28 protein-coding genes are annotated in these 26,753 nt (G+C 60.5%); 13 read left to right on the forward strand and 15 right to left on the reverse strand.

All coding sequences use genetic code 11. The annotated features are described in order from the left end of the window. Positions 1-143: 143 nt before the first annotated feature. A complete protein-coding gene (locus QMX98_RS16345) occupies positions 144-359 on the reverse strand; it encodes a DUF4287 domain-containing protein (protein ID WP_154504388.1) in 216 nt (71 codons plus the stop codon). Between the two features lie 174 nt (positions 360-533). Beyond that, positions 534-1,418: a LysR family transcriptional regulator gene (locus tag QMX98_RS16350; protein ID WP_010459579.1), complete on the reverse strand. Its 885-nt coding sequence runs from the start codon at positions 1,416-1,418 to the stop codon at positions 534-536. Between the two features lie 133 nt (positions 1,419-1,551). Here QMX98_RS16350 and QMX98_RS16355 point away from each other — a divergent pair, with 133 nt between their 5' ends. Together QMX98_RS16355 and QMX98_RS16360 are read left to right on the forward strand one after the other, a co-directional pair. Continuing rightward, positions 1,552-3,201, forward strand: coding sequence for a GMC family oxidoreductase N-terminal domain-containing protein (locus QMX98_RS16355; RefSeq protein WP_154912569.1), 1,650 nt, complete (start codon positions 1,552-1,554; stop codon positions 3,199-3,201). 654 nt (positions 3,202-3,855) lie between these two features. After that, entirely contained in the window at positions 3,856-5,478 is a 1,623-nt protein-coding gene (locus QMX98_RS16360) for an MFS transporter (RefSeq protein WP_077750152.1), read from the forward strand. A 58-nt stretch (positions 5,479-5,536) separates the two neighbouring features. Here QMX98_RS16360 and QMX98_RS16365 read toward each other — a convergent pair whose 3' ends face one another. The 7 genes from QMX98_RS16365 to QMX98_RS16395 all read right to left on the reverse strand — a co-directional run bounded on the left by QMX98_RS16365 (position 5,537) and on the right by QMX98_RS16395 (position 11,485). Then, positions 5,537-6,838, reverse strand: coding sequence for an MSMEG_0569 family flavin-dependent oxidoreductase (locus tag QMX98_RS16365; protein WP_282411067.1), 1,302 nt, complete (start codon positions 6,836-6,838; stop codon positions 5,537-5,539). Between the two features lie 52 nt (positions 6,839-6,890). Beyond that, entirely contained in the window at positions 6,891-7,226 is a 336-nt protein-coding gene (locus tag QMX98_RS16370) for an MSMEG_0570 family nitrogen starvation response protein (protein WP_102595330.1), read from the reverse strand. Between the two features lies 1 nt (position 7,227). Then, complete coding sequence (locus QMX98_RS16375) at positions 7,228-8,250, reverse strand: sll0787 family AIR synthase-like protein (protein WP_282411068.1); 1,023 nt, start codon at positions 8,248-8,250, stop codon at positions 7,228-7,230. Next, positions 8,243-8,803 carry an MSMEG_0567/Sll0786 family nitrogen starvation N-acetyltransferase gene (locus QMX98_RS16380; protein WP_102595332.1) on the reverse strand — a complete coding sequence of 187 codons (561 nt, stop codon included), beginning with the start codon at positions 8,801-8,803 and terminating at the stop codon, positions 8,243-8,245. The genes QMX98_RS16375 and QMX98_RS16380 overlap by 8 nt, the downstream gene beginning before the upstream one ends. A gap of 14 nt (positions 8,804-8,817) precedes the next feature. Beyond that, positions 8,818-9,900 (reverse strand): MSMEG_0568 family radical SAM protein, encoded by a 1,083-nt coding sequence (locus tag QMX98_RS16385; RefSeq protein ID WP_282411069.1) that lies wholly within the window; start codon positions 9,898-9,900, stop codon positions 8,818-8,820. Continuing rightward, positions 9,887-10,864 carry a Nit6803 family nitrilase gene (locus QMX98_RS16390; RefSeq protein WP_282411070.1) on the reverse strand — a complete coding sequence of 326 codons (978 nt, stop codon included), beginning with the start codon at positions 10,862-10,864 and terminating at the stop codon, positions 9,887-9,889. The genes QMX98_RS16385 and QMX98_RS16390 overlap by 14 nt, the downstream gene beginning before the upstream one ends. A gap of 138 nt (positions 10,865-11,002) precedes the next feature. Beyond that, positions 11,003-11,485 carry an MSMEG_0572/Sll0783 family nitrogen starvation response protein gene (locus QMX98_RS16395; RefSeq protein WP_007969977.1) on the reverse strand — a complete coding sequence of 161 codons (483 nt, stop codon included), beginning with the start codon at positions 11,483-11,485 and terminating at the stop codon, positions 11,003-11,005. Between the two features lie 242 nt (positions 11,486-11,727). Between QMX98_RS16395 and QMX98_RS16400 the strand changes: the two genes are divergently transcribed. Together QMX98_RS16400 and lldD are read left to right on the forward strand one after the other, a co-directional pair. Continuing rightward, the gene (locus tag QMX98_RS16400) at positions 11,728-13,623 is read left to right on the forward strand and encodes a sigma 54-interacting transcriptional regulator (RefSeq protein WP_282411071.1); all 1,896 of its coding nucleotides are present in this window, start codon (positions 11,728-11,730) and stop codon (positions 13,621-13,623) included. A 96-nt stretch (positions 13,624-13,719) separates the two neighbouring features. Beyond that, positions 13,720-14,862, forward strand: a complete 1,143-nt coding sequence (gene lldD, locus QMX98_RS16405; protein WP_282411072.1) for an FMN-dependent L-lactate dehydrogenase LldD — start codon at positions 13,720-13,722, stop codon at positions 14,860-14,862. Between the two features lie 238 nt (positions 14,863-15,100). Here the strand turns inward: lldD and QMX98_RS16410 are convergent, their stop codons facing one another. Then, on the reverse strand, positions 15,101-15,469 hold the full coding sequence (locus QMX98_RS16410) for a DUF427 domain-containing protein (RefSeq protein WP_282411073.1): 369 nt from the start codon (positions 15,467-15,469) through the stop codon (positions 15,101-15,103). Between the two features lie 282 nt (positions 15,470-15,751). Here QMX98_RS16410 and QMX98_RS16415 point away from each other — a divergent pair, with 282 nt between their 5' ends. From QMX98_RS16415 to QMX98_RS16440, 6 genes are all read left to right on the forward strand, one after another. Continuing rightward, entirely contained in the window at positions 15,752-17,701 is a 1,950-nt protein-coding gene (locus QMX98_RS16415) for a DNA topoisomerase III (protein WP_282411074.1), read from the forward strand. A gap of 116 nt (positions 17,702-17,817) precedes the next feature. Beyond that, positions 17,818-18,447 (forward strand): glutathione S-transferase, encoded by a 630-nt coding sequence (locus QMX98_RS16420; protein WP_010459566.1) that lies wholly within the window; start codon positions 17,818-17,820, stop codon positions 18,445-18,447. Between the two features lie 50 nt (positions 18,448-18,497). Then, positions 18,498-19,001, forward strand: a complete 504-nt coding sequence (locus QMX98_RS16425; RefSeq protein ID WP_282411075.1) for a GNAT family N-acetyltransferase — start codon at positions 18,498-18,500, stop codon at positions 18,999-19,001. Positions 19,002-19,146: 145 nt separating this feature from the next. Further along, on the forward strand, positions 19,147-19,299 hold the full coding sequence (locus QMX98_RS16430; RefSeq protein WP_282411076.1) for a hypothetical protein: 153 nt from the start codon (positions 19,147-19,149) through the stop codon (positions 19,297-19,299). A gap of 220 nt (positions 19,300-19,519) precedes the next feature. Further along, entirely contained in the window at positions 19,520-19,849 is a 330-nt protein-coding gene (locus QMX98_RS16435) for a hypothetical protein (RefSeq protein ID WP_042932832.1), read from the forward strand. Between the two features lie 135 nt (positions 19,850-19,984). Next, positions 19,985-20,290, forward strand: a complete 306-nt coding sequence (locus QMX98_RS16440) for a hypothetical protein (protein ID WP_282411077.1) — start codon at positions 19,985-19,987, stop codon at positions 20,288-20,290. On the opposite strand, the gene cynR is transcribed toward QMX98_RS16440, so the two are convergent. Then, positions 20,276-21,172, reverse strand: a complete 897-nt coding sequence (cynR, locus tag QMX98_RS16445) for a transcriptional regulator CynR (RefSeq protein ID WP_010459560.1) — start codon at positions 21,170-21,172, stop codon at positions 20,276-20,278. The two genes, QMX98_RS16440 and cynR, sit on opposite strands and share 15 nt — an antisense overlap. A gap of 122 nt (positions 21,173-21,294) precedes the next feature. On the opposite strand from cynR, the gene cynS reads away from it, so the two are divergent. From cynS to QMX98_RS16460, 3 genes are all read left to right on the forward strand, one after another. Beyond that, on the forward strand, positions 21,295-21,762 hold the full coding sequence (cynS, locus tag QMX98_RS16450) for a cyanase (protein WP_282411078.1): 468 nt from the start codon (positions 21,295-21,297) through the stop codon (positions 21,760-21,762). Positions 21,763-21,847: 85 nt separating this feature from the next. Next, positions 21,848-22,084 carry a DUF2790 domain-containing protein gene (locus QMX98_RS16455; RefSeq protein ID WP_083376970.1) on the forward strand — a complete coding sequence of 79 codons (237 nt, stop codon included), beginning with the start codon at positions 21,848-21,850 and terminating at the stop codon, positions 22,082-22,084. Between the two features lie 34 nt (positions 22,085-22,118). Next, complete coding sequence (locus QMX98_RS16460; RefSeq protein WP_154504376.1) at positions 22,119-22,778, forward strand: carbonic anhydrase; 660 nt, start codon at positions 22,119-22,121, stop codon at positions 22,776-22,778. Between the two features lie 96 nt (positions 22,779-22,874). Here the strand turns inward: QMX98_RS16460 and QMX98_RS16465 are convergent, their stop codons facing one another. The 4 genes from QMX98_RS16465 to glsB all read right to left on the reverse strand — a co-directional run bounded on the left by QMX98_RS16465 (position 22,875) and on the right by glsB (position 26,568). Then, positions 22,875-23,498 (reverse strand): DJ-1/PfpI family protein, encoded by a 624-nt coding sequence (locus tag QMX98_RS16465; protein ID WP_010459555.1) that lies wholly within the window; start codon positions 23,496-23,498, stop codon positions 22,875-22,877. A 152-nt stretch (positions 23,499-23,650) separates the two neighbouring features. Further along, positions 23,651-23,998, reverse strand: coding sequence for a BON domain-containing protein (locus QMX98_RS16470; RefSeq protein WP_077750141.1), 348 nt, complete (start codon positions 23,996-23,998; stop codon positions 23,651-23,653). A 74-nt stretch (positions 23,999-24,072) separates the two neighbouring features. Next, a complete protein-coding gene (locus tag QMX98_RS16475) occupies positions 24,073-25,575 on the reverse strand; it encodes an aldehyde dehydrogenase family protein (protein ID WP_282411079.1) in 1,503 nt (500 codons plus the stop codon). Between the two features lie 84 nt (positions 25,576-25,659). Then, entirely contained in the window at positions 25,660-26,568 is a 909-nt protein-coding gene (glsB, locus tag QMX98_RS16480) for a glutaminase B (protein ID WP_010459549.1), read from the reverse strand. Positions 26,569-26,753: the final 185 nt, after the last annotated feature.

A 26,753-nucleotide genomic window follows, 5' to 3' on the forward strand; every position in this document is an offset into this window, starting at 1 on the left:
GGCTCACTCCCACAGGAGGCTATGCCGACCACAACACTCGCGAACGACGCAGAACCCATGTAGGAGTGAGCCTGCTCGCGATGGCGGTGGCACCTCCAGCCCCCTCTCACCGCCATTCCACATTGCAGCCGTTTACAGCGGCCTCACTTTTTAACACCCGCCAAATAATGCGCCACCAACGCATTCGCATGGCCATGCCCCATTCCATGCTCATCCTTCAACCAAGCCACCATTTCCATATGCTTCTTGCCGCTCACCGTCCCGAGCAGCTCCAGCCAATGGCTAATGGGCTGGCCGTACTTTTTCTCGATGGACGGAAAATACGACGCCGGGCCTTTCACTTTTGTCTCTTCGCTCATGCTGCAAGCTCCCTTGTTCGCGACGGAGTGTCGGAGGACGCTCCTTGTCTTCATCCCGAATTGAAGACCAGGACAGCTGCGCAGTCCAGCGGGAGCAAGCTCCCTCGCCACAGGGGTTGTGTTGGTTGCTTCATTGCTTGGTTGATCAGAGATCTATGATGGAGGATTGGCAGGCTATCCCATCAACAACCCCTGCTCCGCCTCGCACAACTCCACCACGTAATCCCACATCACCCGCAATCTCACCGACTTGTGCAGCTCCCGCCGCGTGCTGATCCAGTAGCTGCGCTCAATGCTCTCGTCCGGAAACAGCGGCACCAGTTCCGGATCGGCGCTGGCCATGTAGCACGGCAGCACCGCGATCCCCAATCCCGACCGTGCCGCCTGTTGCTGGGCGATGACGCTGGTGCTGTGGAACACCACCTGCGGGTTGCGGCAAAAACTGTTGAGGAACATCAGTTCCTGGCTGAACAGCAAGTCGTCGACGTAGCCGATCCACGCGTGGCGGCCGAGGTCTTCGCGGCTGTGCAGCGGCGGTGCCTTGTCGAGGTAGGCCTGGCTGGCGTAGAGCGCCAGGCGATAGTCGGTGAGTTTGCGCGTGACCAGCATGTCGGCGGCCGGGCGTTCAAGGTGGATGCTGATTTCGGCTTCGCGGTTGAGGATGCTGACGAAGCGCGGCACCGCCACCAGCTCCACTTCCAGTCCGGGGTAGCGTTCGAACAGGCCGTTCATGCGGCTGGCGAGGAACATGATGCCCAGCCCTTCGGTCACGCCAACGCGAATCTTGCCCAGTGGCGCCGTGGACTGGGTGATTTCCTCTTGCGCCAGCAACGCGACATTTTCCATGGCTTCGGCGTGCTTGAGCAGCGCTTCGCCGGCCGGGGTCATTTCGTAGCCCTGGGCATGCTGGACAAACAGCGCGGTGCCAAGGCTCTTTTCGATGGCCTCGATGTGCCGGGCGACGGTGGCGTGGGTGGTGTTCAAACGGCGGGCGGCGGTGAGCAAACGCCCGCTGCGTTGCAATTCGAGAAAAAACCGCAGGTCATTCCAGTCGAACATGAGTCGTCCTTGGGGCTACGCTGTTTGAGGCGCTGTCTGAAAACGCACAGCGGCTGCGCAAAAACTAACATTCTTTTGACGAAAGCTAACAACTAGGATGACCGACAACAAGAACAACAATATGAGGTCAGGGATGCAGACTTCCCTTGATGAATTCGACTACATCGTGGTCGGTGCCGGGCCGGCCGGTTGTTTGCTGGCCAATCGGCTGTCGGCCGACCCGCAACACCGCGTCTTGCTGCTCGAAGCCGGCGGCCGCGATAACTATGCTTGGATTCACATCCCCGTGGGTTACCTGTTCTGCATCGGCAACCCGCGCACCGACTGGTGTTTCAAGACCGAAGCGCAACCCGGCCTGCAAGGTCGCGCCCTGAGTTACCCGCGCGGCAAAGTGCTGGGCGGCTGTTCCTCGATCAACGGCATGATCTACATGCGCGGCCAGGCTGGCGACTATGACGGCTGGGCCGCTGACGGCAATCCGGGCTGGCGCTGGAACGACGTGCTGCCGCTGTTCAAGAAAAGCGAAAACCATTTTGCCGGCGACTCGCAATTTCACGGCGCCAGCGGCGACTGGCGGGTCGAGCGTCAGCGGCTGTCGTGGCCGATTCTGGATGCGTTCCGCAGCGCCGCCGAGCAAAGCGGCATTGCCAGCATCGATGACTTCAACCAGGGCGACAACGAAGGCTGCGGCTATTTTCAGGTCAACCAGAAGGCCGGGATTCGCTGGAACGCGGCCAAGGCGTTTCTCAAACCGATCCGCAATCGCGCCAATCTCACCGTGCTGACCGACGTCGAAGTGGACCGTGTACTGCTGGAAAACGGCCGTGCTTCGGCGGTCAGCACCCGTTATCAAGGCCAGGCAAAAACCTTCAAGGCGCGCAAGGAAATTGTGCTGTGCGCAGGCTCCGTCGGTTCACCGAGCATTCTGCAACGCTCCGGGATCGGCCCTCGCCCCCTGCTTGAAAAACTGGGGATCGGTGTGGCTCATGAGCTGCCGGGCGTGGGCGGCAATCTGCAGGATCACCTGCAACTGCGGCTGATCTACAAACTGGAAAATGCCCGCACCCTGAACCAGATTGCTGGCAGCGTGTGGGGCAAGATGGGCATGGGCCTGCGTTATCTGTACGACCGCAGCGGCCCGCTGTCGATGGCGCCGAGTCAGCTGGGGGCGTTTGCCCGGTCAGGGCCGGAACAGACCTCGGCCAATCTCGAATACCACGTTCAACCGCTGTCGCTGGAACGCTTCGGCGAACCGCTGCACGCCTTCCCTGCTTTCACGGCGTCGGTTTGCGATTTAAGGCCGCAGAGTCGTGGACGGGTGGAGATCCGTTCCACCGATCCGCAGGAAGCGCCGCTGATTCAGCCCAACTATTTAAGCCATCCAGAGGATTTGCGGGTCGCGGCCGATGCCATTCGCCTGACCCGGCGCATCGTCGCCGCCCCGGCCCTGCGAGCGTTCAAACCGGTCGAGTACTTGCCCGGCGATAGCTTGCAGACCGAAGAGGAACTGCACGAAGCCGCCGCACGAATTGGCACGACGATTTTCCATCCGGTGGGCACCTGCCGCATGGGCAACGATGTGCAGGCCGTGGTCGATGCCGAGTTGCGCGTTCACGGGATTCCCGGACTGCGCATCGCGGATGCCTCGATCATGCCGCGCATTACCTCGGGCAATACGTGCTCGCCTACGCTGATGATTGCCGAAAAGGCTGCGCTGATGATCCTCAACCCCAGCACAAGGAGCCTCAACCCGCAGAAGGAACTGCTGAGCAACCCACTGTAGGAGCGAGGCTTGCCCGCGAAGAACGATGACGCGGTGTGTCAGGTCGGACGCCTTCGCGAGCAAGCTTCGCTCCTACAAAGACGACGTACACCCGGCTTTATGGAGCAACCCACTGTAGGAGCGAGGCTTGCCCGCGAAGAACGAAGACGCGGTGTGTCAGGTCTGACGCCTTCGCGAGCAAGCTTCGCTCCTACAAAGATCGACGTACACCCGGCTTTATGGAGCAACCCACTGTAGGAGCGAGGCTTGCCCGCGAAGAACGATGACGCGGTGTGTCAGGTCTGACGCCTTCGCGAGCAAGCTTCGCTCCTACAAAGATCGACGTACACCCGGCTTTATGGAGCAACCCACTGTAGGAGCGAGGCTTGCCCGCGAAGAACGATGGCGCGGTGTGTCAGGCCTGACGCCATCGCGAGCAAGCTTCGCTCCTACAAAGATCGACGTACACCCGGCTTTATGGAGCAACCCACTGTAGGAGCGAGGCTTGCCCGCGAAGAACGATGACGCGATGTGCCAGGTTTGACGCCTTCGCGAGCAAGCTTCGCTCCTACAAAGATCGACGTACACCCGGCTTTATGGATAAACGCGGCGCCCGCCCACAAGGCTGGCGCCGACAGTGGAACAACAAAAACAATCACTGTGAGGGATACCGATATGTCAGAACATGTTCAACCCCTGGATGCCACGCTCAGCGTCGACACCAGCCCCGACACCCGCAAAGTCATCTTCGCGTCGTCACTCGGGACGGTGTTCGAGTGGTACGACTTTTTCCTCTACGGCGCCCTCGCGGCGGTGATCAGCAAGCAGTTTTTCGCCGGGGTCAACGACACCACGGCGTTTATCTTTGCGCTGATGGCCTTCGCCGCCGGTTTCATCGTGCGGCCCTTCGGCGCGTTGGTGTTCGGACGGCTGGGGGACATGATCGGGCGTAAATACACGTTCCTCGCGACCATCGTCCTCATGGGCCTGGCGACCTTCTGTGTCGGGCTGTTGCCGACTTATGCGAGCATCGGCATCGCCGCGCCAATCATCCTCGTGGTGTTGCGCATGCTTCAGGGCCTGGCCCTGGGCGGTGAGTACGGCGGCGCTGCCACTTACGTCGCCGAACACGCGCCGATGGGCAAGCGCGGTTTCCACACCAGCTGGATTCAGTCCACCGCCACCCTCGGCCTGTTGCTGTCGCTGCTGGTGGTGCTTGGCTGCCGTTATTTCACCGGCGACCAGTTTGAAGTCTGGGGCTGGCGCATTCCGTTTCTGTTTTCCATCGTGCTGTTGGGCATCTCGACCTGGATTCGCTTGAGCCTGCACGAGTCGCCGGCCTTCGTGAAAATGAAAGAGGAAGGCAAACTCTGCAAGTCGCCGCTGCGCGATTCCTTCGGTAAATGGGAAAACCTCAAAGTCGTACTGATCGCCTTGTTCAGCATCAACGCCGGGCAAGCGGTGACCTTCTACGCCGCGCAGTTCTATGTGCTGTTTTTCCTCACGCAGTTCCTGAAGATGGACCCGGCGTTGGCCAACAGTCTGCTGATTGTCAGCGTGATCATCGGCGCGCCGTTCTTCATCTTTTTTGGCTGGCTGTCGGACAAGGTCGGGCGCAAACCGGTGCTGATGATCGGCCTGTTGCTGGCGACTGCGTTGTACTTCCCGATCTTCAAGTCCATCGCCCACTACGCCAACCCGGCCATCGACCAGGCCAGCCGTCAGGCACCGATTACCGTACTGGCCGACCCGGCCACCTGCACCTTCCAGTTCGACCCGGTGGGCAAGGCGAAATTTGACAGCCCGTGCGACAAGGTCAAAACCTTCCTGGTGAAGCAGGGCCTGCCCTACACGAGCGAAGCCGCACCGGCCGGCAGCGACGTGCAGGTCAGCGTCGGTGACGTGAAACTGGATGGCTTCGACGAAGCGGCCCTGCGCGGTGCGGTGACCTTGGCGGGGTATCCGTCACAAGCCGATACGCAACAGGTCAACAAGCCCATGATCGTGGGGCTGATGGTGGTGCTGATCATCATTTCCGCCATGTGTTACGGCCCGTTGGCAGCGCTGATGGTCGAACTGTTCCCGACCCGTATCCGCTACACCTCGATGTCCCTGCCGTACCACATTGGTAATGGCTGGTTTGGCGGCTTCCTGCCGACCGTGTCGTTTGCCTTGGTGGTGTATACCGGGGACATCTTCTACGGGCTGTGGTACCCGGTGGTGATTACCGCGGTGAGCCTGGTGGTGGGGATGATCTGTCTGCGTGAGACCAAAAACGTGGATCTGGATACCAACTAAGGGCCATACACAACCAACAACGCCCCGCCATGCGGGGCGTTTTCATGTGTGGCGGCGATCACATCGCAAGGGTTCGTTTTGCCTGCTGCCTTGGTTCAACGTGCAGCGCCTTGATGTAATCCACCAGATACCGCGCATCCTGTGCGACCCCGGAAAAACGTCCTGACCCCCAGGTGTATAACCACGGCAGTCCAAGGAAGTACAAACCCGGCTGCGCGGTGATTCCGCGCCGATGCCCAGGATGACCGCGACCGTTGAACACCGGGGCTTCGACCCAGGTGAAGTCCGGACTGAAGCCGATGCACCAGATGATGCTGGTGATGCCCTCGTCCACCAGATCCAGTTCACCGCGTTCCTGCCCTGGCACCCAGACCGGTGCGTAAGGCGCACCCGGCGGAGCGTCAATCGCGTGCTGTTCTATGTACTTGTCGATCGACGTATTGATGCGGTTATAGACCGCATCGGCGCTGTCCAGGCTCTCGCCCAGGTTATTGGCAAATTGCAGGCGAGTGCCCTGCAAGCCCTCTAGTCGACCGAACAATTCCATGCCTTCGCGGGCGAAGCTGCGCAGGTCAATGTCGCGCCCGCCGTCGCGTCCGGTGACGTAATGATTGGTGTTGTCGCGCACGCCTTCACGCAGCGGATGAGTGTCGACGCCAATCTCGTAATAACCCATCTCCGCCAGCCAATCGACCACGTCCTTGCCACGGTAAAAACGCGCACAACGCGGCGCATCCCCCACCGCCAGATAGACCTTGCGACCCGCCAGGTGCAAGTCTTCGGCAATTTGTGCGCCCGACTGGCCAGAACCGACCACCAGCACATTGCCTGCTGGCAAGGCTTGCGGGTTGCGGTATTGCTCGGAGTGAAGCTGATGAATCCCGGCCGGCAGACGTTCGGCCAGGCGCGGGATGATCGGCGTGTGGTAACCGCCCGACGCGACAATCACCTGGTCGGCCGTGAACTCGCCTTGTGAGGTGTGAACCTCATACCCCCCAAGGCTGCGGGGAACCACGCGCTGCACCGTGACACCTTCGCGGGCCGGGGCGTTCACCGACTGGACGAAACCGGCCAGGTATTGATTGATCTCATCCTTCTTCATGAAGCCGTGAGGATCGCTGCCGTTGAAATCATCGATGTAGGTGTAACCCGGCAATGCGCATTGCCAGTTAGGCGTGACCAGACTGAACGCATCCCAGCGCTGGTTGCGCCAGGTGTGGGTCAGGCTGTGTTTTTCCAGCACCAGATGATCGATACCTGCCTGTTGCAGGAAGTAGCTGGCGGACAATCCGGCCTGACCGCCGCCGACGATGATCACGCTGTGGTGGGGAGGTTTGATTGAGGTGAGGTGACTGGTCATAGCGCGCTCCGGTGATCGGTAACGAAAATGGTTATGAGAGAAAATCGCTGAATCAGAATGAGCCCCAGCCCGCACCGATCACCTGCCCGGCGCCTTCGGTACGCATGCTGAGAACGTCCACCTGCCCCGCGAGATGAACGGGGTCGACGAGATAGCTGGCCTGGCCCTTGAGTGAACTCAGGGTGTCCATGGCCGAACTGCAATAGAAACCCTTGACCTGCTTGACGCGTTCCGAGGCATTGTCCAAGGCACTTTCGAGGCGTTGCAGGAAGTCCGTCAGCGGGTAACTCGCGCCCTCCTCCAGGTAGTGGAAAATCACGGTGGAAGGCGAGTAACCGGTCGCTTCCTTGCCATTGGGCCAGCGGATTTTGAAGTTGACGGCGGGCATGTCAGTGCTCCTGTTGCTTGAGGTTCAAAGGGCTCAGGTCGAGATGGGGATAGCTGAAGCCGGTAAAGGCCTGTTCGCGCAGGTTCCAGAATTCGCCGTGCCGGTCGCCGAGCTGGACGTTCAACACACCACTGTTGTTGACCCGACCGATGCGCTCGCAGCGCACACCTTCGAAGGCAAATGCGGTCTGTACCTGCGGCCAGTCGCGCTCATCCAGCGTCATCAAGAAGCCGTAACTGGGGAACACTTGTAGCCAGCGCATGAGGTCGGCATCCGGCGGACGTGGCAACGCGGTCAAATCGACTGTCGCGCCGCGGCCGGTGGTTTCCAGCAACATCAACAGGCTGCCCAGTATCCCGGCGTTGCTGATGTCTTTCGCCGCGTGCAACAGTTGTGCGTCGGCCAGGCGCGGCAACACGTCGAGCTTGCTGCGCAGGCGCTCGGCAGGTACGCCTTCGAAGGCTTTCCAATACGTGCTGTCGGCATGCCAGGCGCCTTCCAGGTCTACCGCCATGGCGATGACCTGGCCGGGGGCGATATGCAGGGTCGACAGCAGTTTTTGCGCAACACCGGTGATCGCCACCGCCAATGCGGTCGGGTTGCCTGCGGTGAGGCTGGTGTGCCCACCCGCCAGCAGCAAGCCATAGGCCTCGCAAGCGGCACAAATCCCCGCGAGCATTTGCTGCGCAGCCGCGTTGTCGTGATGCCAATACGCGTTGACCACCGCCGTCGCGCGGCCGCCCATGGCGGTGATGTCGCTGACGTTGGCCATGACCGCCGACCACCCGGCAAACCACGGCGCCGACTCGACGAAGGCCGGCAACATGCCTTCGATGGCCAGCAACTGAAAATGATCGCCGCAGGCAATCGCTGCCGTGTCATCGCCGGGCAAGGCGTAAAGCTGTGCGCGAGTCAGCGATTGTCCGGCGTCACCGATCATCACCGCAGGATGCTGGATCGCCTGTTTCGAGCGCATCGCCGGAGTGTTGCGCAAGGTATCGAGCAGCGCTGGCAGATCAGTCATGGCGAGCCACCTTCAGCGCACGCAACGAAACCTGGCGCGGCATCAACGGGTAGCTCGGCAAATCCGCCTGCATCAAGCAATGGGGCTGGCCGAGCAGTTCCAGCTGTTGGAGGGTCTGCCAGCGCAGGCCATGGAAATAGATTTCGTTCTGCGCCTGCACGGTGGCCCGAAAGATTTCGCAGCCCAGCTCCTTGGCCCGCGACACCGCTTCGTTGACCAGTGCCTTGCCGATCATGCTGTGCCGCCGATACGCCGGGGCCACACACAAGCGTCCGCCAAACCACAAGCCGGGTTCCGGCTGATAGATACGCACCGCGCCCACCACCTGATCGGCGATCCCGCAATTGCCGGCCAGGGCGACGATGGCAATCGCCTGGAAGTCATGGCGATCCTTGTCCTGCGCCAGCAGTTGTTGCTCATCGGAGAACACCGAGCGTCGCAAGGCAAAATAGGCGTGTTTCTCCCAGGGTTCGCTGGCGGGTTTGACCAGCAACTCACCCGCACGGAACGGCTCGAAGGTGCTGTCGACCAAGGCATAGGCGAGATTGGGCATGGGTGTTCTCCGGTTTATTCGTAGCTTTTCAGGGCCGAGCACGCGCCGCATTTGGCGCAACCGGCGTTGATCTGATCGGAGTGCAAACCGTGACGGCGCAGGCTCGCGCCGATCTGCGGATACAGGCGGGCCATCATTGCGCTGTCGGGTTTGGGGTGATGGGCCAACGGGGTGCCGTCGATGGGCACGAACGGCACCACGAACGGGTAAACACCCATCGCGCACAAACGCTCGCTCATCTCACTGATGGCCGCTTCGCTGTCGCCCAGGCCGGCGAGGATGTAGGTGCTGACCTGGCCGCGACCGAACACTTCGACCGCCGCACTGAAGGCTTCGAAATAACGACTCAGGGGCACTTCGGCCTTGCCCGGCATGATCCGCTGGCGCACTGCATCGGTGACCGCCTCCAGGTGCATGCCGAGGGAAACCACGCCGCTGTCGGCCAGGCGCTGGAACCAGCGGTCATCATCCGGCGGCTCGCATTGCGCCTGAATCGGCAGATCGACCGCGGCGGTGACCGCAACGGCGGATTCACACAGAATCGCCGCGCCACGGTCCGAAGTTTGCGGGGTGCCGGTGGTCATCACCATGTGCTTGACGCCATCGAGTTCCACTGCCGCTTTTGCGACTTGCGCCAGTTGCTGCGGACGTTTTCGAGCGATGGTCTTGCCTGCCGCCAGCGACTGGCCGATGGCGCAGAACTGGCATGAACTGCCGCGATCATTGAAGCGAATGCAGTGCTGCAAAACGGTGGTCGCCAGTACATCGCTGCTATGGAGCGTTGCGATTTTCCAATAGGGAATGCCGTCAGCGGTGCTCAAGCCATAGAACTTCGGCACCCCCGGCATCTGCACCTGACCGACCTGCAGGCCTTCGCGAAAGATCAGCGCCTGGCTGCCATCGGCGCTGGGTTGCGCTTGAAAGGGGGAATCCTGCGAGGCCTGGTTGAGGATCGGCACCATCATGGTCCGGCTGCCGAAACTCAGGGCCTTGTGGTCCGAAGGCCCCGCACCTCCTTGTCGCGACAAGCCGTTTTGCGCCGCTGGCCAGCGCACGCCATGGCATTGCAGTTCAGCCAGCAATTCATTGGTTTGCATGATCGAACTCCTCGGTGGCCAGCGCCGCAAAATGCGCACCGCGTTCATGCACATGGGCCGTCGGTGTGCGGTCGATCAACAGGCTGAGCAGTTCCGGGCGGCTGTAATGCCCAACCGAATCCATCATCCGTTTACGTTTGTCGATCAGCGCCAGGTCGAGGTCGGCGATCACCACGCCTTCGCCGGCGCGCAGCGGCTCGCCCAGTAATTTGCCTTCAGGTGACACGATGGCGGTGAAGCAGCCACCCGAGATCGGCCCGAGGCCGCAGCCGGTGTCCTGCATGATCTGGCCCTGCTGATCGGCATCCAGCCACGCGGTGGCGTTGACCACGAAACAGCCGGACTCCAACGCGTGATGGCGGATGGTGACTTCGATCTGCTCGGCAAAAATGTCGCCCACCAGGGAGCCGGGGAACATCGCGGCGTGGATCTGTTCGCCGTCCGCCATCAAGGCGTAACGGGCCAGCGGGTTGTAATGCTCCCAGCACGCCAGCGAACCGATGCGCCCGACCGCGCTGTCGATGGCCCGCAGGCCGGAACCATCGCCTTGCCCCCAGACCATGCGCTCGTGGTAGGTCGGCGTGATTTTGCGCCGATGCTGAATCAGGCTGCCGTCGGCATCGAAGAGCAATTGTGCGTTGTAGATCGTGCCGCCCTCGCGCTCATTGACACCGATGGAGACGACCATCCCTGCTTGCTTGCAGGCTTCGCCAATCGCCAGGGTGGCGGCGGACGGCACCGTCACGGACTGATCGAGCAATTTGAGGTGTTGTGCACCCATGGCAAACGCGGGCTGCACAAATGAAAAATAGGGGTAGTAAGGCACCACCGTTTCCGGGAACACGGCGAACTGCACGCCTTGTCGACCGAGGGCGATAATCTGTTGGCAGACCTTGTCCACGGTGCCTTCGCGGCTGTAAAGCACCGGGCTGATCTGTACGGCGGCTGCGCGAATGATGGGCATGATGGGTCCTGAAGTAAGTTGTGCTCGGAAGATCGACGCGGTCCTGTGGGAGTTGGCTTGCCTGCGATTCAGGCGGCGCGGTGTATCAGACACGCCGCCATCGCGAGCAGGCTCACTCCCACAAAGGGTTTTGTGCGGTCAGGCCGTCCAGGTATCGATGATCATCGCGCCCTCACGGCGCATCAGCAGGCGCAGGTCCATCACGTCCAACGGGTTGATAGGGCGGATGCCTTCGATCAGCGCCTTTTCGGTCTGGCCATACAACGCTTGCAGGGCGAAGCGGCAGGCATAGACCTCACCGCCCTCCTCCATGAACTGGATCAGTTGCTTGTTCACCGCCAGGTGACCGGGAAACGCTTCGGCCCCCAGGGTCGGGAAACCGCGCTGCACACCCAGTTGCACGCCCGGTCCGTACAGCAGGATTTTGGTTTCGAACCCTTTGCGCAGCAGGCGTTTGGCCTGAAGCATATTGACCAGGCCGATGGAGCCCTCGAAGGCGATGGTGTGGAAGGTGATCAGGACTTTTTCGCCGGGTTCGGCCTTGATGTCCTCGAAGACTTTTTCTTCGTAATTGACCAGGAAGTCGCCGTCTTTGTAATGGGGGATGTCCACGGTTGGCATAGTGTCGCTCTCCAGTTTCTTGGTGCTTGAACGTCAGCCGGTGTTGGCTGCCGGGTTGCAGGAGATAGAGCGAACGCCGTGCCAGGAAATAAAATCAGTTTCCGCCAAGCTGTAAGTGGTTGATTAACTTGAATTTCACCATCTGATCCGGTTTTTTACGGCACATCTGAGGCTATCGGCGAATCACGCATTCCCGTAGAAATACGAATATTCGTAGCGACAAATCACGAGATTTCGTACTCATGAACGAAGCAGACACTCTCAGCGGATGGGCCGACCTGGCGTATTCATCGCGACACATGGTGTTCGAGCATTGCGCCGAAGCCATTGCGCTGCTCAATCCGTTTGCCGATCGCCTGGGCGACCTGAACATCGCCGCCTGCAAATTGCTCGGCTACCCGCGCCAGGAATTGCTGGAGCTGCCCGTGAGCAAGCTATTCGGCCATCAACTGGCGGACCTGATCGTGTTCACCCAGGCCGTGATGGACAAGGGCCGCGGCTGGACTGAAGAGCTGAGCTGCAACTGCAAGAGCGGTGAACGCATCGAACTGGAAATCTCTGCCACCACCCTGCAGATCAAGGGCGAGCAACACCTGATCCTGGTGCTGCGCGAGCTGAGTCATGAGAAGTACCAGCGTGACCAAGCCCACACCGAGCGCACCATGCGCGGCGGGCTGATCGAGTGGCGCAACATCCTCAACCTGTTCCAGGAAAGCGAACGCGATAACCAACTGCTGCTGAGTTCGGTGGGTGACGGTATCTACAGCATCAACAGCGAAGGCCTCGCCACCTTCGTCAACCCGGCCGGCGCGCGGATGCTGGGTTGGGAACCGCAGGACATGATCGGCAAAAACATCCACCGCATTCACCACCACACCCATGCCGACGGCAGCCATTACCCGGTCGAAGAGTGCCCGATCTACAAAGCCGTGCGCGACGGCGTGGTTCATGAGGGGCGCCAGGAGGTGTTCTGGCGCCGGGACGGCAGTTCGTTTCCGGTGGAGTTCACCAGCACGCCGGTGATTTCCGACGGCCGCATCGTCGGCGCCGTGGTGGTGTTTCGCGACATCACCGAACGGCGCAGCACCGAAAACCAGCTGCAAAGCGCCCTTGAAGAACTCAAAGTGCTCAAGGAGCGGCTTGAGGAACAAAACGCGTACTTGCAGGAAGAGATTCACATCGAGCACAACTTCCGCGAGATCGTCGGCCAGAGCGAGCCGATCAAGAAAATCATCAAGCAGATCGACGTGGTCGCCCCCACCGATGCCAGCGTGCTCATCAACGGCGAGTCAGGCACCGGCAAAGAGCTGATTGCCCGCGCGATCCACCAGGCCAGCCGCCGCAACGCCCACCCGCTGATCCGGGTCAATTGTGCGGCGATCCCGGCGGAGTTGTTCGAAAGCGAGTTCTTCGGGCATATCCGTGGGGCCTTTACCGGCGCCGTGCGCGATCGCGTCGGGCGTTTTGAGCTGGCCGATGGCGGCACGCTGTTTCTCGACGAGATCGGCGAAATCCCGTTGGAGCTGCAAAGCAAACTGTTGCGGGTGTTGCAGGAAGGCCAGTTCGAACGGGTCGGCGAAGAACGCACCCGCAAGGTCGATGTGCGGATCATTGCCGCGACCAACCGCGATCTGCGCCAGGAAGTGACGGCGAAAAACTTCCGTGAAGACTTGTATTTCCGCCTCAACGTTTTCCCGATCCAGTCGCCGGCGCTGCGTGAACGCCCGATGGATATTGCGCCGCTGGCAGCGCACTTTCTCAAGCAGACAGGCAAGCGCCTGAACATGCCCGGGCGGCGCCTGCGTAACGGCGACATCGAGCGCCTGCAACGTTACTCGTGGCCGGGGAATATTCGCGAGTTGCAAAACGTTATCGAGCGCGCGCTGATCACCTCGATCGGTGCGGACCTCAATCTGGATCTGCCGGACGAATCGGCAATCGATCAAGGCAGCACGCCCCTGAACATCACTCGTCAGAGCATTTTGACCGACGCGCAGATTCGCGAACTGGAGCGCAGCAACATGCAGGCCGCGCTGACCGCGACCAAGGGCAAGCTCTTCGGCAAAGGCGGTGCGGCCGATCTGCTGGGCATCAAGCCCACCACACTGGCTTCGCGACTCAAGCGACTGGATATTTAGGCCAGGGAAGTCAGTATGTCCATGCCGTTGCATACGCTACCCTGATCCCAAGGCTCGACGAAGCCACAGCCCCGCCCCCTTTCAGACCGAGGCCCCATGATCATTTCATCCGCATCCGACTACCGCGAGGCAGCACGTCGCAAACTCCCGCGTTTTCTGTTCGATTACATCGATGGCGGGGCGTATGCCGAGCATACGCTACGGGCCAACAGCGCCGACCTGGCGGGCATCAGCCTGCGTCAGCGGATTCTGAAAAACGTCGAAAGCCTGAGCCTGGAAACCACCCTCTTCGATCAGCCCCTATCAATGCCCGTCATATTGGCGCCGGTCGGCCTGACGGGCATGTTCGCCCGCCGGGGTGAGGTGCAGGCGGTCAGAGCGGCGGAGAAAAAAGGTATTCCGCTGTGCCTTTCAACCGTATCGGTGTGTTCGATCGAGGAAGTCGTGGCGCAGAGCCAGCAAGCCATCTGGTTTCAGCTGTACGTGCTCAAAGACCGGGGCTTCATGAAAAACGCCCTGGAGCGAGCGAAGGCCGCCGGGGTGAAAAACCTGGTGTTTACTGTCGACATGCCGACCCCGGGCGCCCGCTACCGGGATGCGCATTCGGGCATGTCCGGGCCTTTTGCGTCATCGCGACGCATGCTTCAGGCCATGACACGCCCAGACTGGGCGTTCAACGTCGGGGTCATGGGCCGCCCGCACGACCTGGGCAACATCTCGAAGTACCTGGGCAAAGCCGTCACGCTTGAAGACTACATGGGCTGGCTGGCCAATAACTTCGACCCGTCGATCAGCTGGAGTGATCTGGAGTGGATTCGTGATTTCTGGAAAGGCCCGATGATCATCAAAGGCATCCTCGACCCGCAGGATGCCAGGGATGCGGTGAGCTTTGGCGCAGACGGCATCGTGGTGTCGAACCATGGGGGGCGACAGCTCGACGGCGTGCTTTCTACCGCCCAGGCATTGCCGCCGATCATGCAAGCGGTGGGCAATGACCTGACGGTGCTGGTCGACTCGGGTATTCGCTCGGGGCTGGATGTGGTGCGGATGCTGGCCATGGGCGCCAAAGGTGTATTGCTGGGGCGATCCATGGCTTATGCGCTGGCGGCCGATGGTCAACGCGGGGTGGAGAACATGCTGGATATTTTCGCAAAGGAAATGCGCGTGGCCATGACCCTGACCGGGGTCACTTCGATTGGTCAGATTGATGAATCGACGTTGGTGGGGGCTGTTCGCTGAAATGAAAACGCTCGGTTAATGTGGGCATTTGCTCACCTGATCACCTCTTCAGCCAATGAAAAACCTGTGGCGAGGGAGCTTGCTCCCGCTTGAGTGCGCAGCACTCACAAAAATCGGTAGGGTTGCCCTGTTTTTGGGGCCGCTACGCAGCCCAGCGCGAGCAAGCTCCCTCGCCACAAAAGCAGGTAGGCCTGAAAAATCGCGCGTGAGTGAGCAGCATTGCCGTCAATGCCGAACCTCACTCAACGTCTTTGAGCACCTCAAACGTAACCTGATCGGGATAGAACGCCACATACCCGCGAATCTGTTCGACCGACACTTTGGGGTCTTCATAGCGCCACACCGCGTTGGCGCCCTCATGCCCCGGGATTTGCAGGCTGTAATACGTGGCGTCGCCCTTGTACGGGCAATAGGTCGTGTGGTCGGTGCGGGCGAAATAATTTTCGTCGATGTCCTCCCAGGGCACGTAGTACACCGGAGGATAATTGGCCTCCAGCAGCACCAGTGCGCGCGAGGAAGCGGCCACTTGAATACCGTGAAATTTTACCAACAGGCAGCCCGGCTGCTCGGCGATGGTGATGACAGGACTGGGACCGGTGCTTTTCATGGAATACGTGCCTCATGAAGGTGATGGACCTGTGGGAGCGTGCGGTACGGTGATCCGGCTTGCCCGCGATGGGTCGCGCAGCGGCCCCGAAACCTGAGACTGCGAATGTCAGGTATAACCCAAATTTCGTCACCACGACGGCCTCGCAGCCGAACGGGCCGTTTTGACTGGCGCAAACAAACGCAACAGCTTTGCTGTACATCCATACAGATAATGATTGATCCCTTGCTCATCACCCGCCATTCTGTGCGCCTCTTGCACACTTGATGAACGATGGTGGTTATGCAGCTGTACCTCTGTGAAAAACCTTCCCAGGCCAAAGACATCGCGGCAGTGCTCGGCGCCAAGCGTCGGGGCGACGGTTGCTGGCTGGGAACGGACGTCACGGTGACCTGGTGCATCGGCCATCTGCTGGAAACCGCGCCGCCGGACGCCTACGACGCGCGCTACAAGCGTTGGGTGCTGGCGGATCTGCCGATCATTCCGGACAAGTGGAAGATGACGGTCAAACCGCGCACAGCCAGCCAGTACAAGGCCGTCAAACGCTTGCTGGGCGAGGCGGATGAACTGGTGATTGCCACTGACGCCGACCGTGAGGGCGAGATGATTGCCCGGGAACTGGTCGAGCATTGCCGCTATCGCGGGCCGATACGGCGCCTGTGGCTGTCGGCGCTGGACGATGCGTCGATACGCAAGGCGCTGGCGGCGCTCAAACCGGGAGCCGAAACTTTCAGCCTTTATCATTCGGCGCTGGGACGTTCCCGGGCCGACTGGTTGATCGGGATGAACATGAGCCGCTTGTTCACGTTGCTGGGGCGTCAGTCCGGTTATCAGGGCGTGTTGCCGGTGGGCCGGGTGCAGACACCGACCTTGCGGCTGGTGGTGGATCGTGACCGCAGCATTGCCGATTTCGTACCGGTGGCCTATTGGGCCATCGACGTGCAGCTGTTGCATGACGGCACGGCGTTCACCGCCCAGTGGCGCGCGGCATCCGACGTCTGTGACGATCAGGATCGTTGCCTGAATCAGGCGCTGGCGCAGCAAGCGGCTGCGGCCATCAGCAGCGCGGCGAGTGCCCGGGTGATCAAGTTGCGCACCGAGCGAATGCGTGACGTCGCGCCGTTGCCGTTCGACCTGGGCACGTTGCAGGAAGTCTGTTCGAAGAAGCTCGGGCTCGGCGCCCAGGAAACCCTCGACATCGCCCAGGCACTCTACGAAACCCACAAAGTCATCACCTACCCGCGCAGCGATTGCGGTTTCCTGCCGCTGAGCCAGCACAGTGAAGCCCCGGGCATTCTCGCCGCGCTCCGGCAGGCCGATCCGTCCCTGAACGCCCTGAACGATCACCTGGAGCCACAGCGCCGTTCACGGGCCTGGAACGACGCCAAGGTCACGGCTCACCACGGCATCATCCCGACGGCGGCGGCCAAGCATCTCGATCGACTGGTGGGCAAGCAACGGGCGGTCTACACCCTGATCCGCGCGCGCTATCTGGCGCAGTTCCTGCCCAACCATGAATACGACCGCACCCAGGCCGACTTCGACTGCGCCGGTGAAGCCTTGCGCGCCGTCGGCAAGCAGATCGTCGAGCCCGGCTGGAAACGCGCCCTGCCCGAGGCGCTCGCCCCGGCCAAGGGTCGCGAGGCACCTGCACCGCAAACACTCCCGGCATTGGCCGAAGGGCGTGACTGCGCGGTGGCCGACGTGAAGCTCAAGGACCTCTGGACGCAACCGCCCAAGCCATTCACCGAAGGCGACCTGATCAAAGCGATGAAGAACGTCGCCAAACTGGTGGAAGACCCGCTGCTCAAACAGAAGCTCAAGGACACCACCGGCATTGGCACCGAGGCGACACGCGCTTCGATCATCCAGGGCCTGCTCGACCGCGGTTACCTGATCAAGAACGGCAAGGCCCTGGCCGCGACCCCGGCGGCCTTCAGCCTGATCGATGCGGTGCCGCGCGCCATCGCCGACCCCGGCACCACGGCCATCTGGGAACAGGCGCTGGACATGGTGCAAAGCGGCGAGATGAGCCTGGAAGAATTCGTCACCAAACAGGCCGCGTGGATGAGCAAACAGGTCGCCCGTTGCGCCGGCCTGAGCCTGACCATCAGCGGACCGGCGAGCCCGGCCGGTCGTGGCGCCACTCCGTGGAAAAACAAACGAAAGCCCGCCAAGCGCAAGCCGTCGACAGGCGCCAAACGCGCGGCGAAACCGGCCAGTAAAGCTTGAGGGCACTTCGAACGGACCGTAATGGTCTAGTGTTCTTCAAGCCCGGCGATGGCCCCATTTTCTGAAACGGCATCGCAGCCTCGTTTCAATCGACAGCTGCTACAGGAATCTTGTTTATGATTATCGTGCACCACCTCAACAACTCCCGCTCCCAGCGGATTCTCTGGTTGCTGGAAGAACTGGCCATTCCTTATGAGCTGAAACGCTATCAGCGCGACCCGAAAACCAATCTGGCACCGCCGGAACTGAAAGCGATCAACGCCCTGGGCAAATCGCCGGTCATCGAAGATGGCGCGCAGAAATTGATCGAGTCCTCTGCGATCATCGATTACCTGATCCGTCGTCATGGCCAGGGGCGCCTGCAACCCGATCCGTCTACCCCCGCCTATGACGAATACGTCCAGTGGCTGCACTTCGCCGAAGGCTCGGCCATGCTGCCGCTGATGTTGAACCTGTACGTCGGGCGTCTGGGTGAAGCCGGTGCGCCACTGCATCCGCGTATCAACTCGGAAGTGGCCAACTACCTTGGCTACCTCGACACAGCCTTGAGCCAGTCCGATTATTTGCTGGGTGACGAATTCAGCGCCGCCGATATCCAGATGAGCTTTATCGGCGAGATTGCCCGCGCCCAAGGCAAGCTGGGCAACTACCCTCATGTAGCGGCCTGGGTTGATCGCTTCCAGGCACGTCCTGCTTACGCCGCGGCGTTGAAGACGGGTGGGACATACGACTTCGCTCCGCACTGAGTGATCCCGAAAGAGCCACGGACGGCCCTTCGATCTGGAGAAAACCCAGCATGCCCTCGATAGAACTGCATGCCGCACACCGCGACGAACTGGAAACGATTGAAAACCTGATGCAGTTCTACATGCATGACTTCAGCGAGTTTCTACCGCTGAAACTCGGCGAGCACGGTTTCTTCGACATCCGATCCAACCAAGATTACTGGCGCAAGCCTGGGACCCAGCCATTTCTGATCAAGGTGGACGGTGAACTCGCCGGTTTCGTGACCGTGGACGACGACACGCATATCGACGGCGCCGAGCACAACATCGGCTACTTGTTTGTCAGTCGGCGCTTTCGTGGCCAAGGTGTCGCGAAGTTTGTCGTGTCCACCCTCTTGAGCCGGATCCCCGGTCAATGGCAGATTTTCCACATCGACGCGAACGTGCCTGCACGGCACTTCTGGGCCAAGGTAATGCCCGAGATCGCAGGCGATGAGTTCACCCTGCATCAACGGTCGGTAGACGGTTATCCCTGCACCTTCTATCGCTTCCAACATCTGCTGCCATCGTCCTGACCCGGGCGTTGCGTCGCTGCTTTTTAATTCCAAAGCGCTTTGTCCGACAATATGTAGTGACTAAAAATAATCACTACATAACGGTTGACGCCTCCGATTTGCCCTTGCATGATGCAGACATCTCCCCGATCGGGAGTAAGGCAACATGTTTGAGCAAGCTCGTCTGACCGCCGAGCTGTTTTTCCCGGATACACGCTGCCCACAAGGCAGATTGAAGAAGCTGACCTGGCCCGAACGTCCAGTACAAAGACGAGAAGCGCTGGCGATCAATCCTCATGAAGCTTGTGGCCGACCCTAAAAAGTCGGCGGTGGCCTCCAGGTTTTCGCTGCTTCTCTTCGTTGTGACGCTATTGCGTAGCAGTTATTCAACACGACTACATGCAACAGACGCGAGACCCCGTCAAATCGACGGCTGATCGCTGACGTCCTGGTTTCGGTGCCAGGGATCAACTAACCGATGGGCTACCTGTATTAGCGAATCAACTTTGAAAGATCACCAAATGGTCAAGGGGCATATTATGAATCTGAACAATCAACCTACTATCGATGAACTGGCTCGTATCTTCGCTGCGCAAAAAGACAGCCACGACAGCCACATTCTGTGGATCAGCAAATCGGGCCAGGTTCATATCGATTGCCTGTCGCCACACGCCCATGAAGCGGAGTTCGACCAGAACAACCAGAACCTGCTGGCCCGACTGAAGATGTACCGTCGCGGCCAAGGCTATGTCGGCAAGAAAGCCGCGGCCGACAAGGACTTCATCGGTAATGTTCTGCAAACGCTGAAACAGGCGTGGGCCTCGATGCAGAACCAGAACGAAGTTCGGGTGATTGACCGGTTCTACTGATATCCCCCCCCCGCTGCTCCTCTATAAAAAAGGCCCCGCTCGTATGATCGAGCGGGGCCTTTTTTTGTTTGTCTCGTGCGCGGCAAATACAGCTATCGTTAAGCGTACTCGCTGCTGTGCCCATGGAGACTTGCGATGAAAAATGCCCTGACATTTCTGCTGTTGCTATCCACTGCAACGATTGCTCACGCAAACAAGATCGAAGGTGTTCCATCATTCGATGTCGAATGCCCCGGAAAAATCATCGTTCACGCGGATCAGGACGGACCGGTGTTGATCAACAACGTAGAAGCCGAAACCAAAGCCATGATCAAAGAGCGCAGCTTCGAAGCCAAGGGATCAGGCGTGACGATTTCGATCGTTCTCGCCGATGATGACTCGGTGACCGTGAGCTCCACGGGCAAAGCCCCCAATGGCATCTGCCAATCACTGGACGACTGACTCCGTCGCCACCGCGCCCAACACCAGATTCATGAACGCCACCGACGCCGCGCTGTGATAGTTGTTCTTGCGTCGAAGCAGCGCCGCCCCGCGTGTAGGCGCGTCCCCCAGCAACGGAATTTTGCGCAGTGCCCGGTCCTGGGTGGCAATCGGTTCGGGAAGAATGGTGGCGATAGCCGTGTGCCGAATCACCTCCAGCAAGGTGCTCACCGAATTCACCTCAATCACCACCTTCGGCGTGATCTGCTCCTGCGCAAAATAGTCATCGATGCGGGTGCGGGTGACGAAGTCCGGGGCCAGCAGCGCAAAATCCAACTGCGCCACCTCTTCAGCGGACAACGCGGCTCGCCGTTCATATAGCGGGTGATCCCGTCCCACCATCACCCCCAGGGTTTCGGTAAACGCCGGGATCGATTCGATGTCGGCGTTTCTCACCTGAGTAAACGCGATGGCAATGTCCAGCGAGTCATCCACCAGCCCAGCCTCGATGTCGTCCATCGACAACTCGAAAATCTGCAGATGGATGTTCGGATACCGCGCCACGTAATCGCGCACCAACGGCCCCACCAGATACGCCATGAACGTCGGCGTCATCGCCAGGCGCAAGGTGCCGCGCGATAAATCCTTCACGTCATGCAGCGCCCGTTTGCCGGCTTCCAGTTCCACTAATACCCGACGTGCACACTCGATGTAGGCCTGGCCCGCATCGGTCGGCTTGACCGTGCGCGACGTTCGGTCGAACAGGCTCACGCCCAGGGTTTCTTCAAGCTGGCGGATTTGCTGGGACAGGGTCGGTTGTGAAACGTGCAGCGCCTCGGCGGCGCGGGTGAAGCCGCCGTGGTCGGCAACCGCCAGCAGGTAACGCAGATGTCGCAGCAGCATGGGGCTCACCATCTATAGGCAGTACTTATGCAATGCATTGTATATCGGTCTTGGACGCTATGGATCAATCGGCAGAAGATTGCTTCACACCCAAGCAACACAACCCCGATAGGAGAAACACCATGCAACAGTCCCACGCTTACAACGACACCAGTCTCGAGCTGACCGCCAAAATCCTCGACGCCAAAGCGCGCAAAAACCTGTCCTTCGCAGACATGGCCGAGGGCACCGGCCTGAGCCTGGCCTACGTCACCGCCGCCCTGCTCGGCCAACAACCGCTGCCAGAAAAAGCCGCCAAAGTGGTTGGCGAAAAACTGGATCTGGACGCCGACGCCGTGGCCCGCCTGCAAATCATCCCGCTGCGCGGCAGCCTCTCAGGCGTTCCAACCGACCCGACCATCTACCGTTTCCACGAGATGATCCAGATCTACGGCACCACGTTGAAAGCCCTGGTTCACGAACAATTCGGCGACGGCATCATCAGCGCGATCAACTTCAAGCTGGACATGAAGAAAGTCGAAGACCCGGAAGGCGGCCACCGCGCAGTCATCACCCTCGACGGCAAGTTCCTGCCCCTGCGTCCTTTCTAAGTTGAACCGGTCCGCACTCCGGTGCGGGCCAGACCCAACACCCCACACACTTTGTCAGCCACCACACTCGTCCGGAGGATGCCCCATAAAAAAAATGATGCTGGCTCTTTCGTTGATCGCGGGCGTATCGGCCCAGGTTCAAGCCCAGGACGCAGCCGTTGCCTATCAATACGGCATGAGCCTGGACATCGCCCACGTCGTGGCAATTACCCCGACCGCCGATGTCTGCGGCGTGGTCCCGGTGGAAATGACGTACCAGGATTCCAAAGGCACCACTCACATTCTGCAATTCAGCGAATTCGGAACCGGTTGCTCGAGCTGAGTAGCCCCTGTTCATCACTTATGAGGACGTCACCATGAAAGCGCTCATCGAAGGTTTTTTGAAGTTCCAGAACGAAGCGTTCCCGCAACGCACCGACCTGTTCAAACACCTGGCCACCACCCAGCATCCCGGCACGTTATTCATCACCTGTTCCGACAGCCGCGTGGTCCCCGAACTGCTGACCCAGCAAGAACCCGGAGAACTGTTTGTGATCCGCAACGCCGGCAATATCGTGCCCTCCTACAGCCCACACCCGGGTGGTGTCTCGGCCACGGTCGAATATGCAGTCGCAGTGCTCGGCGTGACTGACATTGTGATCTGCGGCCACTCGGATTGCGGCGCCATGACCGCCATCGCCAAGTGCACATGCATGGATCACTTGCCCGCCGTCAGTGGCTGGTTGCAACACGCTGAATCCGCCAAGGTCATCAACGAATCCCGCCCTCACGCCAATGACGCGGCGAAGGTGAGTTCGATGGTCCGGGAGAACGTCATCGCGCAACTGGCCAACATCCAGACGCATCCGAGCGTGCGCCTGGCCCAGGAAAAAGGTCAGTTGAACCTGCATGGCTGGGTCTACGACATCGAGACCGGTTCGATCGATGCCCTGGAGGCCGGCAGTCGCCGCTTTGTGTCACTGGCCGAACACCCGACCACGTGCGCCGTGTATGGCAAAGCCGTCGAAGCTGCTTGATGGGATGGGTGGCAGAACCTGGAAGGTCGAGCGCGACGAATGCGCTCGACTAAAGCGGTTCCCTGGATGTACGAGGCAAATGAAGGGCGTGCCGGATCAAGGCACTTGCGGCGTTTCATACCACTGGCGAGACGGTGTTGGAAAACGCATTTTCTGCCGGATATCCGCCGCATTTGCAGCACTGGTCAGTTGTTCCAGCAGCACGAAGGCGACTTCCGTTGCCGTGCCGGGGCCGCTTGACGTGATGATGCGGCCATCCACCACCACAGGCCAGTCGACGAAACGGGCACCGGTTTCAACCAGCTGGTTTTTGCGTTTGCCACCGACCTGGTGATAGGTCGTGGCATCTTTGTCTTTCAGCACCCCGGCAACGCCCAGGCACACCGACGACACGCAGACACTGGCGACGGTTTTACCGGCCGCGACAAAGTGCCGGATGACCGCCAGAAACGGCTCACTCAAGGCCTCTTCGTAGAAGCCCGAGGGTTCGAAACCACCGGGCAATGCCAACGCGTCGAAGCTGTCGAGATCAACCTCGCTCAATAAATGAGCCGGATTGAACGATAACCCGAAGGTCGTCACGATATTCCGCCGGAGGCCGGCGTTGATCAATTCCACGGGTTGGTCGCCAAGCAGATTGGCCCAACCGAGCACATCGGTGAACGCCGCCATTTCCAGTGGCTCGACACCGTTGGCCAACAACATGAGGACACGTTTCATCGGGTACACCTCTCTGGGGAACGGCCAATCATCCGCCTTTGCTTCCAGCGAGAGAACACCCAAAAAACGCAATCCATTGTTGTTCGAGCTGAAATGCCCACACCAAGGCGCTCCCGGTTCACGGGAGCGCTGCACTCACAAGGTCGTCCTGATCAGTGATCGTCTTTTGCTGACGATGATGGCCGACGCTCGGCGGTTTCTTCGGCGTTGGGGGGAACCGGATTACTGCCTGGCGTGAACACGTGGGTCCGCAAATCCCTGGCATCGATTTCGACGACGCCCGGCACCGAACGGGCCAGAGCAACAGCCTGCTCACACTGTTTATGGGTGTTGACCCGACCGCTCAACGCCACCGTACCCGCAAGGGTTTTGACATGGATCTGCAGGCCGAGGCTGGGTTCGGCCAACGCCAGGGCCGACTTCACCCGGCCGGTGATCCATGTGTCGTGCACGACCGTTTCCAGATCGTGGGAGTAATGCCGAAAAGAATGAAGTTTCATGACGCAGCCCTCACTCAAGACACAGACGCAAACACACCTTAATTATAGTGCGATCGTTGCCTGTGCCAGGAATGTCAGCGTTTGACCGACAGATCGGTCTGGGTCATGCGACTGCGAATGGTGAACACCCCGTCTCCCGAAAGAATCGCACTGCGGGCAAACAGCCGACCGCTCTCCCAGTTCGAAAGCCCCAGTTCCGGCTTGTTCAGCGCATATTGGCCGTCGACCCAGCGGGTAATTCCGTTGCCCACAAACGGCGCGTTGACCGCGTTGTAGAAACGCTCATGCGCGGCCCCGTCTTCGCTGATCAGCGACACGGTGAACTGCGGGCTGTAGCGATTGAACAAGGCGATGGCGCTGTCCAGGTCATCGACGATCTTCAGGCTGACTTCAGGCGTCTCTTCCCATTCCCACTCGCGGCCCAACTGCTCCTCGGGCAACGGTTCGGCCAGTGCTTCGGTCTGGTAGCCTTCGGCGCGATACACCTCAACGCTGCCGGTTTGCCATTCAGTCGGCAACCACGACTCGCTGCCTTCAACGATGTGCAGCTTGCAACCCTGGCCCCGGGCGGTGCCCGCCTGCTGGAGGGCGTCGAGAAACAACGGCACCAGCTCAGCGGCGCGGTCGCGCTGGATCAGGCAGACGTTCAAGGTGTTGCAGACTTTGCGGTCCAGAGAATTGCGTACCACGGCGGCAAAGCGCTGGGCATCGGCGTCTTTGTCAGCGATCAGCCAGGCGCCACCAGTGCCGTGCAGACTGACAGCGGTGCCGGCCTGTTGGGCGATGCTGCCCAGTTGGCTGACCGCCCGCCCCGAACCCCGGGCCACGGCCAGCGACAAACGACGGTCGGCGAACATCGCCCAACCGGCGGCGTGATTGACGCTTTCCACCAAGGACACCGCGCCGTTCGGCAAACCGGCGTCGCTGAGTGCCGGGTTCAATGCGTGAGTGACGATGGCCTGAGCGGTGCCCAACGCATCGCTGCCAATGCGCAGCACGGCGGTGTTGCCGGTGCGCAACACACCGGCGGCGTCGGCGAACACATTCGGCCGGCCTTCGAACACAAATGCGACGATGCCCAGCGGCGACACCACTTGCTCGACCTTCCAGCCGTCGTGCTCGACGCAACTGATGACCTTGCCGCGAGTCGCCGACGCATCGCGCCAGGCCCGCAGGCCGGCAATCATGTCGCGGCGCATGCGTTCATCGGCGAGCAGTCGCGTGGTGGAACGCCCGCGGGCCTTGGCGCGCTTGATGTCGGCCAGGTTGGCGGCCTCGATCAAGGCCCAGCACTCGGGGGTTTCCAGGCGTTGGGCAAACAGATCGAAGAACGCACTGATCGCCTGATCCGGGACGCTGGACAGCGCACTGAACGCCGCTTCAGCGCGCTCGATGGCGACGGCGGCCGCTTGCTGGTCAACCACCGGGATCAGCAACAATTCGCCGCTGACCTGCTCGACCAGCAAATGGTCCCCGGGCTGAAAGCGCGCGGCCAGTTCGGGGCTGACGACAGTGACACGATTACCGGCAAAAGGGATCGGCGTGCCAGCGACTAGACGTTCGAGCGCAAGAGACATGAAGCGGTTTCACCATGCTGTGGGCGGCTGGAAAATGTATAGGAAAATCCAGGGAGCGTCATTAATCGCTCAGGCCCGAATGCCTCAGAACACCGACCAGCCAATTCGCTGGCTCAACAATTCCAGCGCCGCCATGCCGGCCAGCGAGTTGCCGGCGGCATTCAGTTCCGGTGACCAGACGCACACCGTGAACTGCCCCGGCACCACCGCGACGATTCCCCCGCCCACACCGCTTTTGCCCGGCAAGCCGACGCGGTAGGCGAAGTTGCCGGCTTCGTCGTACAGCCCGCTGGTGGCCATGATCGAGTTGACCTGCTGGGTCTGGCGCGCGGTAAGGATCTGTTCGCCGCTGTGTTTGCAGAACCCGTCGTTGGCCAGGAAGCAGAACGCCCGGGCCAGGTCCACGCAATTCATGCGCACCGCGCAATGGCTGAAATAGCTACGCAACACGGCCTCTACGTCGTTGTGAAAATTGCCGAACGACTGCATCAGGTAGGCCATGGCCGCATTGCGCGCGCGGTGCTGGTATTCGGATTCGGCGACCTTGCCGTCCACCATCACCTGCGGATTGCCGGACAAGCGACGGACGAAGTCGCGCATCGACAACGCTGGCGCGGCAAAGCGTGACTGGTTGATGTCGCAGATCACCAGTGCACCGGCATTGATAAAGGGATTGCGCGGGCGGCCGCGCTCGAATTCCAGCTGCACCAGCGAGTTGAACGGCTGCCCGGAAGGCTCGTGACCGAGGCGTTCCCAGATCGCCTCGCCGGAGTGATCGATGGCCTGCACCAGGCTGAACACCTTGGAAATGCTCTGCACCGAAAACGGTGTATCGGCATCGCCCGCGCAATACAGCTCGCCATCGTTGCCATACACGGCAATGCCCAACTGATTGGCCGGCACCGTGCCGAGGGCAGGAATGTAGTCAGCCACCTTGCCCTGACCGATCAGCGGCCGGACGGCGTCAAGGATCTCGTTCAACAGCGCTTGCATGCCGGGTTCCGAAGTCTCGCCCCGTGGGATTGCGGGGACACGGAGGCTAGACGCTGTTGGTGAGCGCCGGATCACAGATGACCCGACCACAATCTCAACATCACCCATCCCCCTGTAGGAGCGAGCCTGCTCGCGATAGCTGCCTGTCAGTCGACATTGATGGTGTCTGACACACCGCTATCGCG

It is taken from the genome of Pseudomonas sp. PS02303, assembly GCF_029959925.1.
In the GTDB taxonomy this organism is placed as follows: domain Bacteria; phylum Pseudomonadota; class Gammaproteobacteria; order Pseudomonadales; family Pseudomonadaceae; genus Aquipseudomonas; species Aquipseudomonas mandelii.

Excerpts from the sequence above, each read along its gene's own strand:
- cynR (WP_010459560.1), bottom strand. The coding sequence starts at position 21,172 with ATGCTGCTGCGACATCTGCGTTACCTGCTGGCGGTTGCCGACCACGGC.
- QMX98_RS16475 (WP_282411079.1), bottom strand. The coding sequence starts at position 25,575 with ATGTCTCTTGCGCTCGAACGTCTAGTCGCTGGCACGCCGATCCCTTTT.
- QMX98_RS16350 (WP_010459579.1), bottom strand. The coding sequence starts at position 1,418 with ATGTTCGACTGGAATGACCTGCGGTTTTTTCTCGAATTGCAACGCAGC.
- QMX98_RS16440 (WP_282411077.1), top strand. The coding sequence starts at position 19,985 with ATGAAAAATGCCCTGACATTTCTGCTGTTGCTATCCACTGCAACGATT.
- QMX98_RS16390 (WP_282411070.1), bottom strand. The coding sequence starts at position 10,864 with ATGCCCATCATTCGCGCAGCCGCCGTACAGATCAGCCCGGTGCTTTAC.
- QMX98_RS16420 (WP_010459566.1), top strand. The coding sequence starts at position 17,818 with ATGATTATCGTGCACCACCTCAACAACTCCCGCTCCCAGCGGATTCTC.
- QMX98_RS16415 (WP_282411074.1), top strand. The coding sequence starts at position 15,752 with ATGCAGCTGTACCTCTGTGAAAAACCTTCCCAGGCCAAAGACATCGCG.
- lldD (WP_282411072.1), top strand. The coding sequence starts at position 13,720 with ATGATCATTTCATCCGCATCCGACTACCGCGAGGCAGCACGTCGCAAA.
- cynS (WP_282411078.1), top strand. The coding sequence starts at position 21,295 with ATGCAACAGTCCCACGCTTACAACGACACCAGTCTCGAGCTGACCGCC.
- QMX98_RS16400 (WP_282411071.1), top strand. The coding sequence starts at position 11,728 with ATGAACGAAGCAGACACTCTCAGCGGATGGGCCGACCTGGCGTATTCA.
- QMX98_RS16460 (WP_154504376.1), top strand. The coding sequence starts at position 22,119 with ATGAAAGCGCTCATCGAAGGTTTTTTGAAGTTCCAGAACGAAGCGTTC.
- QMX98_RS16380 (WP_102595332.1), bottom strand. The coding sequence starts at position 8,803 with ATGCCCAATCTCGCCTATGCCTTGGTCGACAGCACCTTCGAGCCGTTC.
- QMX98_RS16430 (WP_282411076.1), top strand. The coding sequence starts at position 19,147 with ATGTTTGAGCAAGCTCGTCTGACCGCCGAGCTGTTTTTCCCGGATACA.
- QMX98_RS16360 (WP_077750152.1), top strand. The coding sequence starts at position 3,856 with ATGTCAGAACATGTTCAACCCCTGGATGCCACGCTCAGCGTCGACACC.
- QMX98_RS16410 (WP_282411073.1), bottom strand. The coding sequence starts at position 15,469 with ATGAAAAGCACCGGTCCCAGTCCTGTCATCACCATCGCCGAGCAGCCG.
- QMX98_RS16435 (WP_042932832.1), top strand. The coding sequence starts at position 19,520 with ATGAATCTGAACAATCAACCTACTATCGATGAACTGGCTCGTATCTTC.
- QMX98_RS16375 (WP_282411068.1), bottom strand. The coding sequence starts at position 8,250 with ATGACTGATCTGCCAGCGCTGCTCGATACCTTGCGCAACACTCCGGCG.
- QMX98_RS16355 (WP_154912569.1), top strand. The coding sequence starts at position 1,552 with ATGCAGACTTCCCTTGATGAATTCGACTACATCGTGGTCGGTGCCGGG.
- QMX98_RS16365 (WP_282411067.1), bottom strand. The coding sequence starts at position 6,838 with ATGACCAGTCACCTCACCTCAATCAAACCTCCCCACCACAGCGTGATC.
- QMX98_RS16345 (WP_154504388.1), bottom strand. The coding sequence starts at position 359 with ATGAGCGAAGAGACAAAAGTGAAAGGCCCGGCGTCGTATTTTCCGTCC.
- QMX98_RS16425 (WP_282411075.1), top strand. The coding sequence starts at position 18,498 with ATGCCCTCGATAGAACTGCATGCCGCACACCGCGACGAACTGGAAACG.
- glsB (WP_010459549.1), bottom strand. The coding sequence starts at position 26,568 with ATGCAAGCGCTGTTGAACGAGATCCTTGACGCCGTCCGGCCGCTGATC.
- QMX98_RS16370 (WP_102595330.1), bottom strand. The coding sequence starts at position 7,226 with ATGCCCGCCGTCAACTTCAAAATCCGCTGGCCCAATGGCAAGGAAGCG.
- QMX98_RS16385 (WP_282411069.1), bottom strand. The coding sequence starts at position 9,900 with ATGCAAACCAATGAATTGCTGGCTGAACTGCAATGCCATGGCGTGCGC.
- QMX98_RS16470 (WP_077750141.1), bottom strand. The coding sequence starts at position 23,998 with ATGAAACTTCATTCTTTTCGGCATTACTCCCACGATCTGGAAACGGTC.
- QMX98_RS16395 (WP_007969977.1), bottom strand. The coding sequence starts at position 11,485 with ATGCCAACCGTGGACATCCCCCATTACAAAGACGGCGACTTCCTGGTC.
- QMX98_RS16465 (WP_010459555.1), bottom strand. The coding sequence starts at position 23,498 with ATGAAACGTGTCCTCATGTTGTTGGCCAACGGTGTCGAGCCACTGGAA.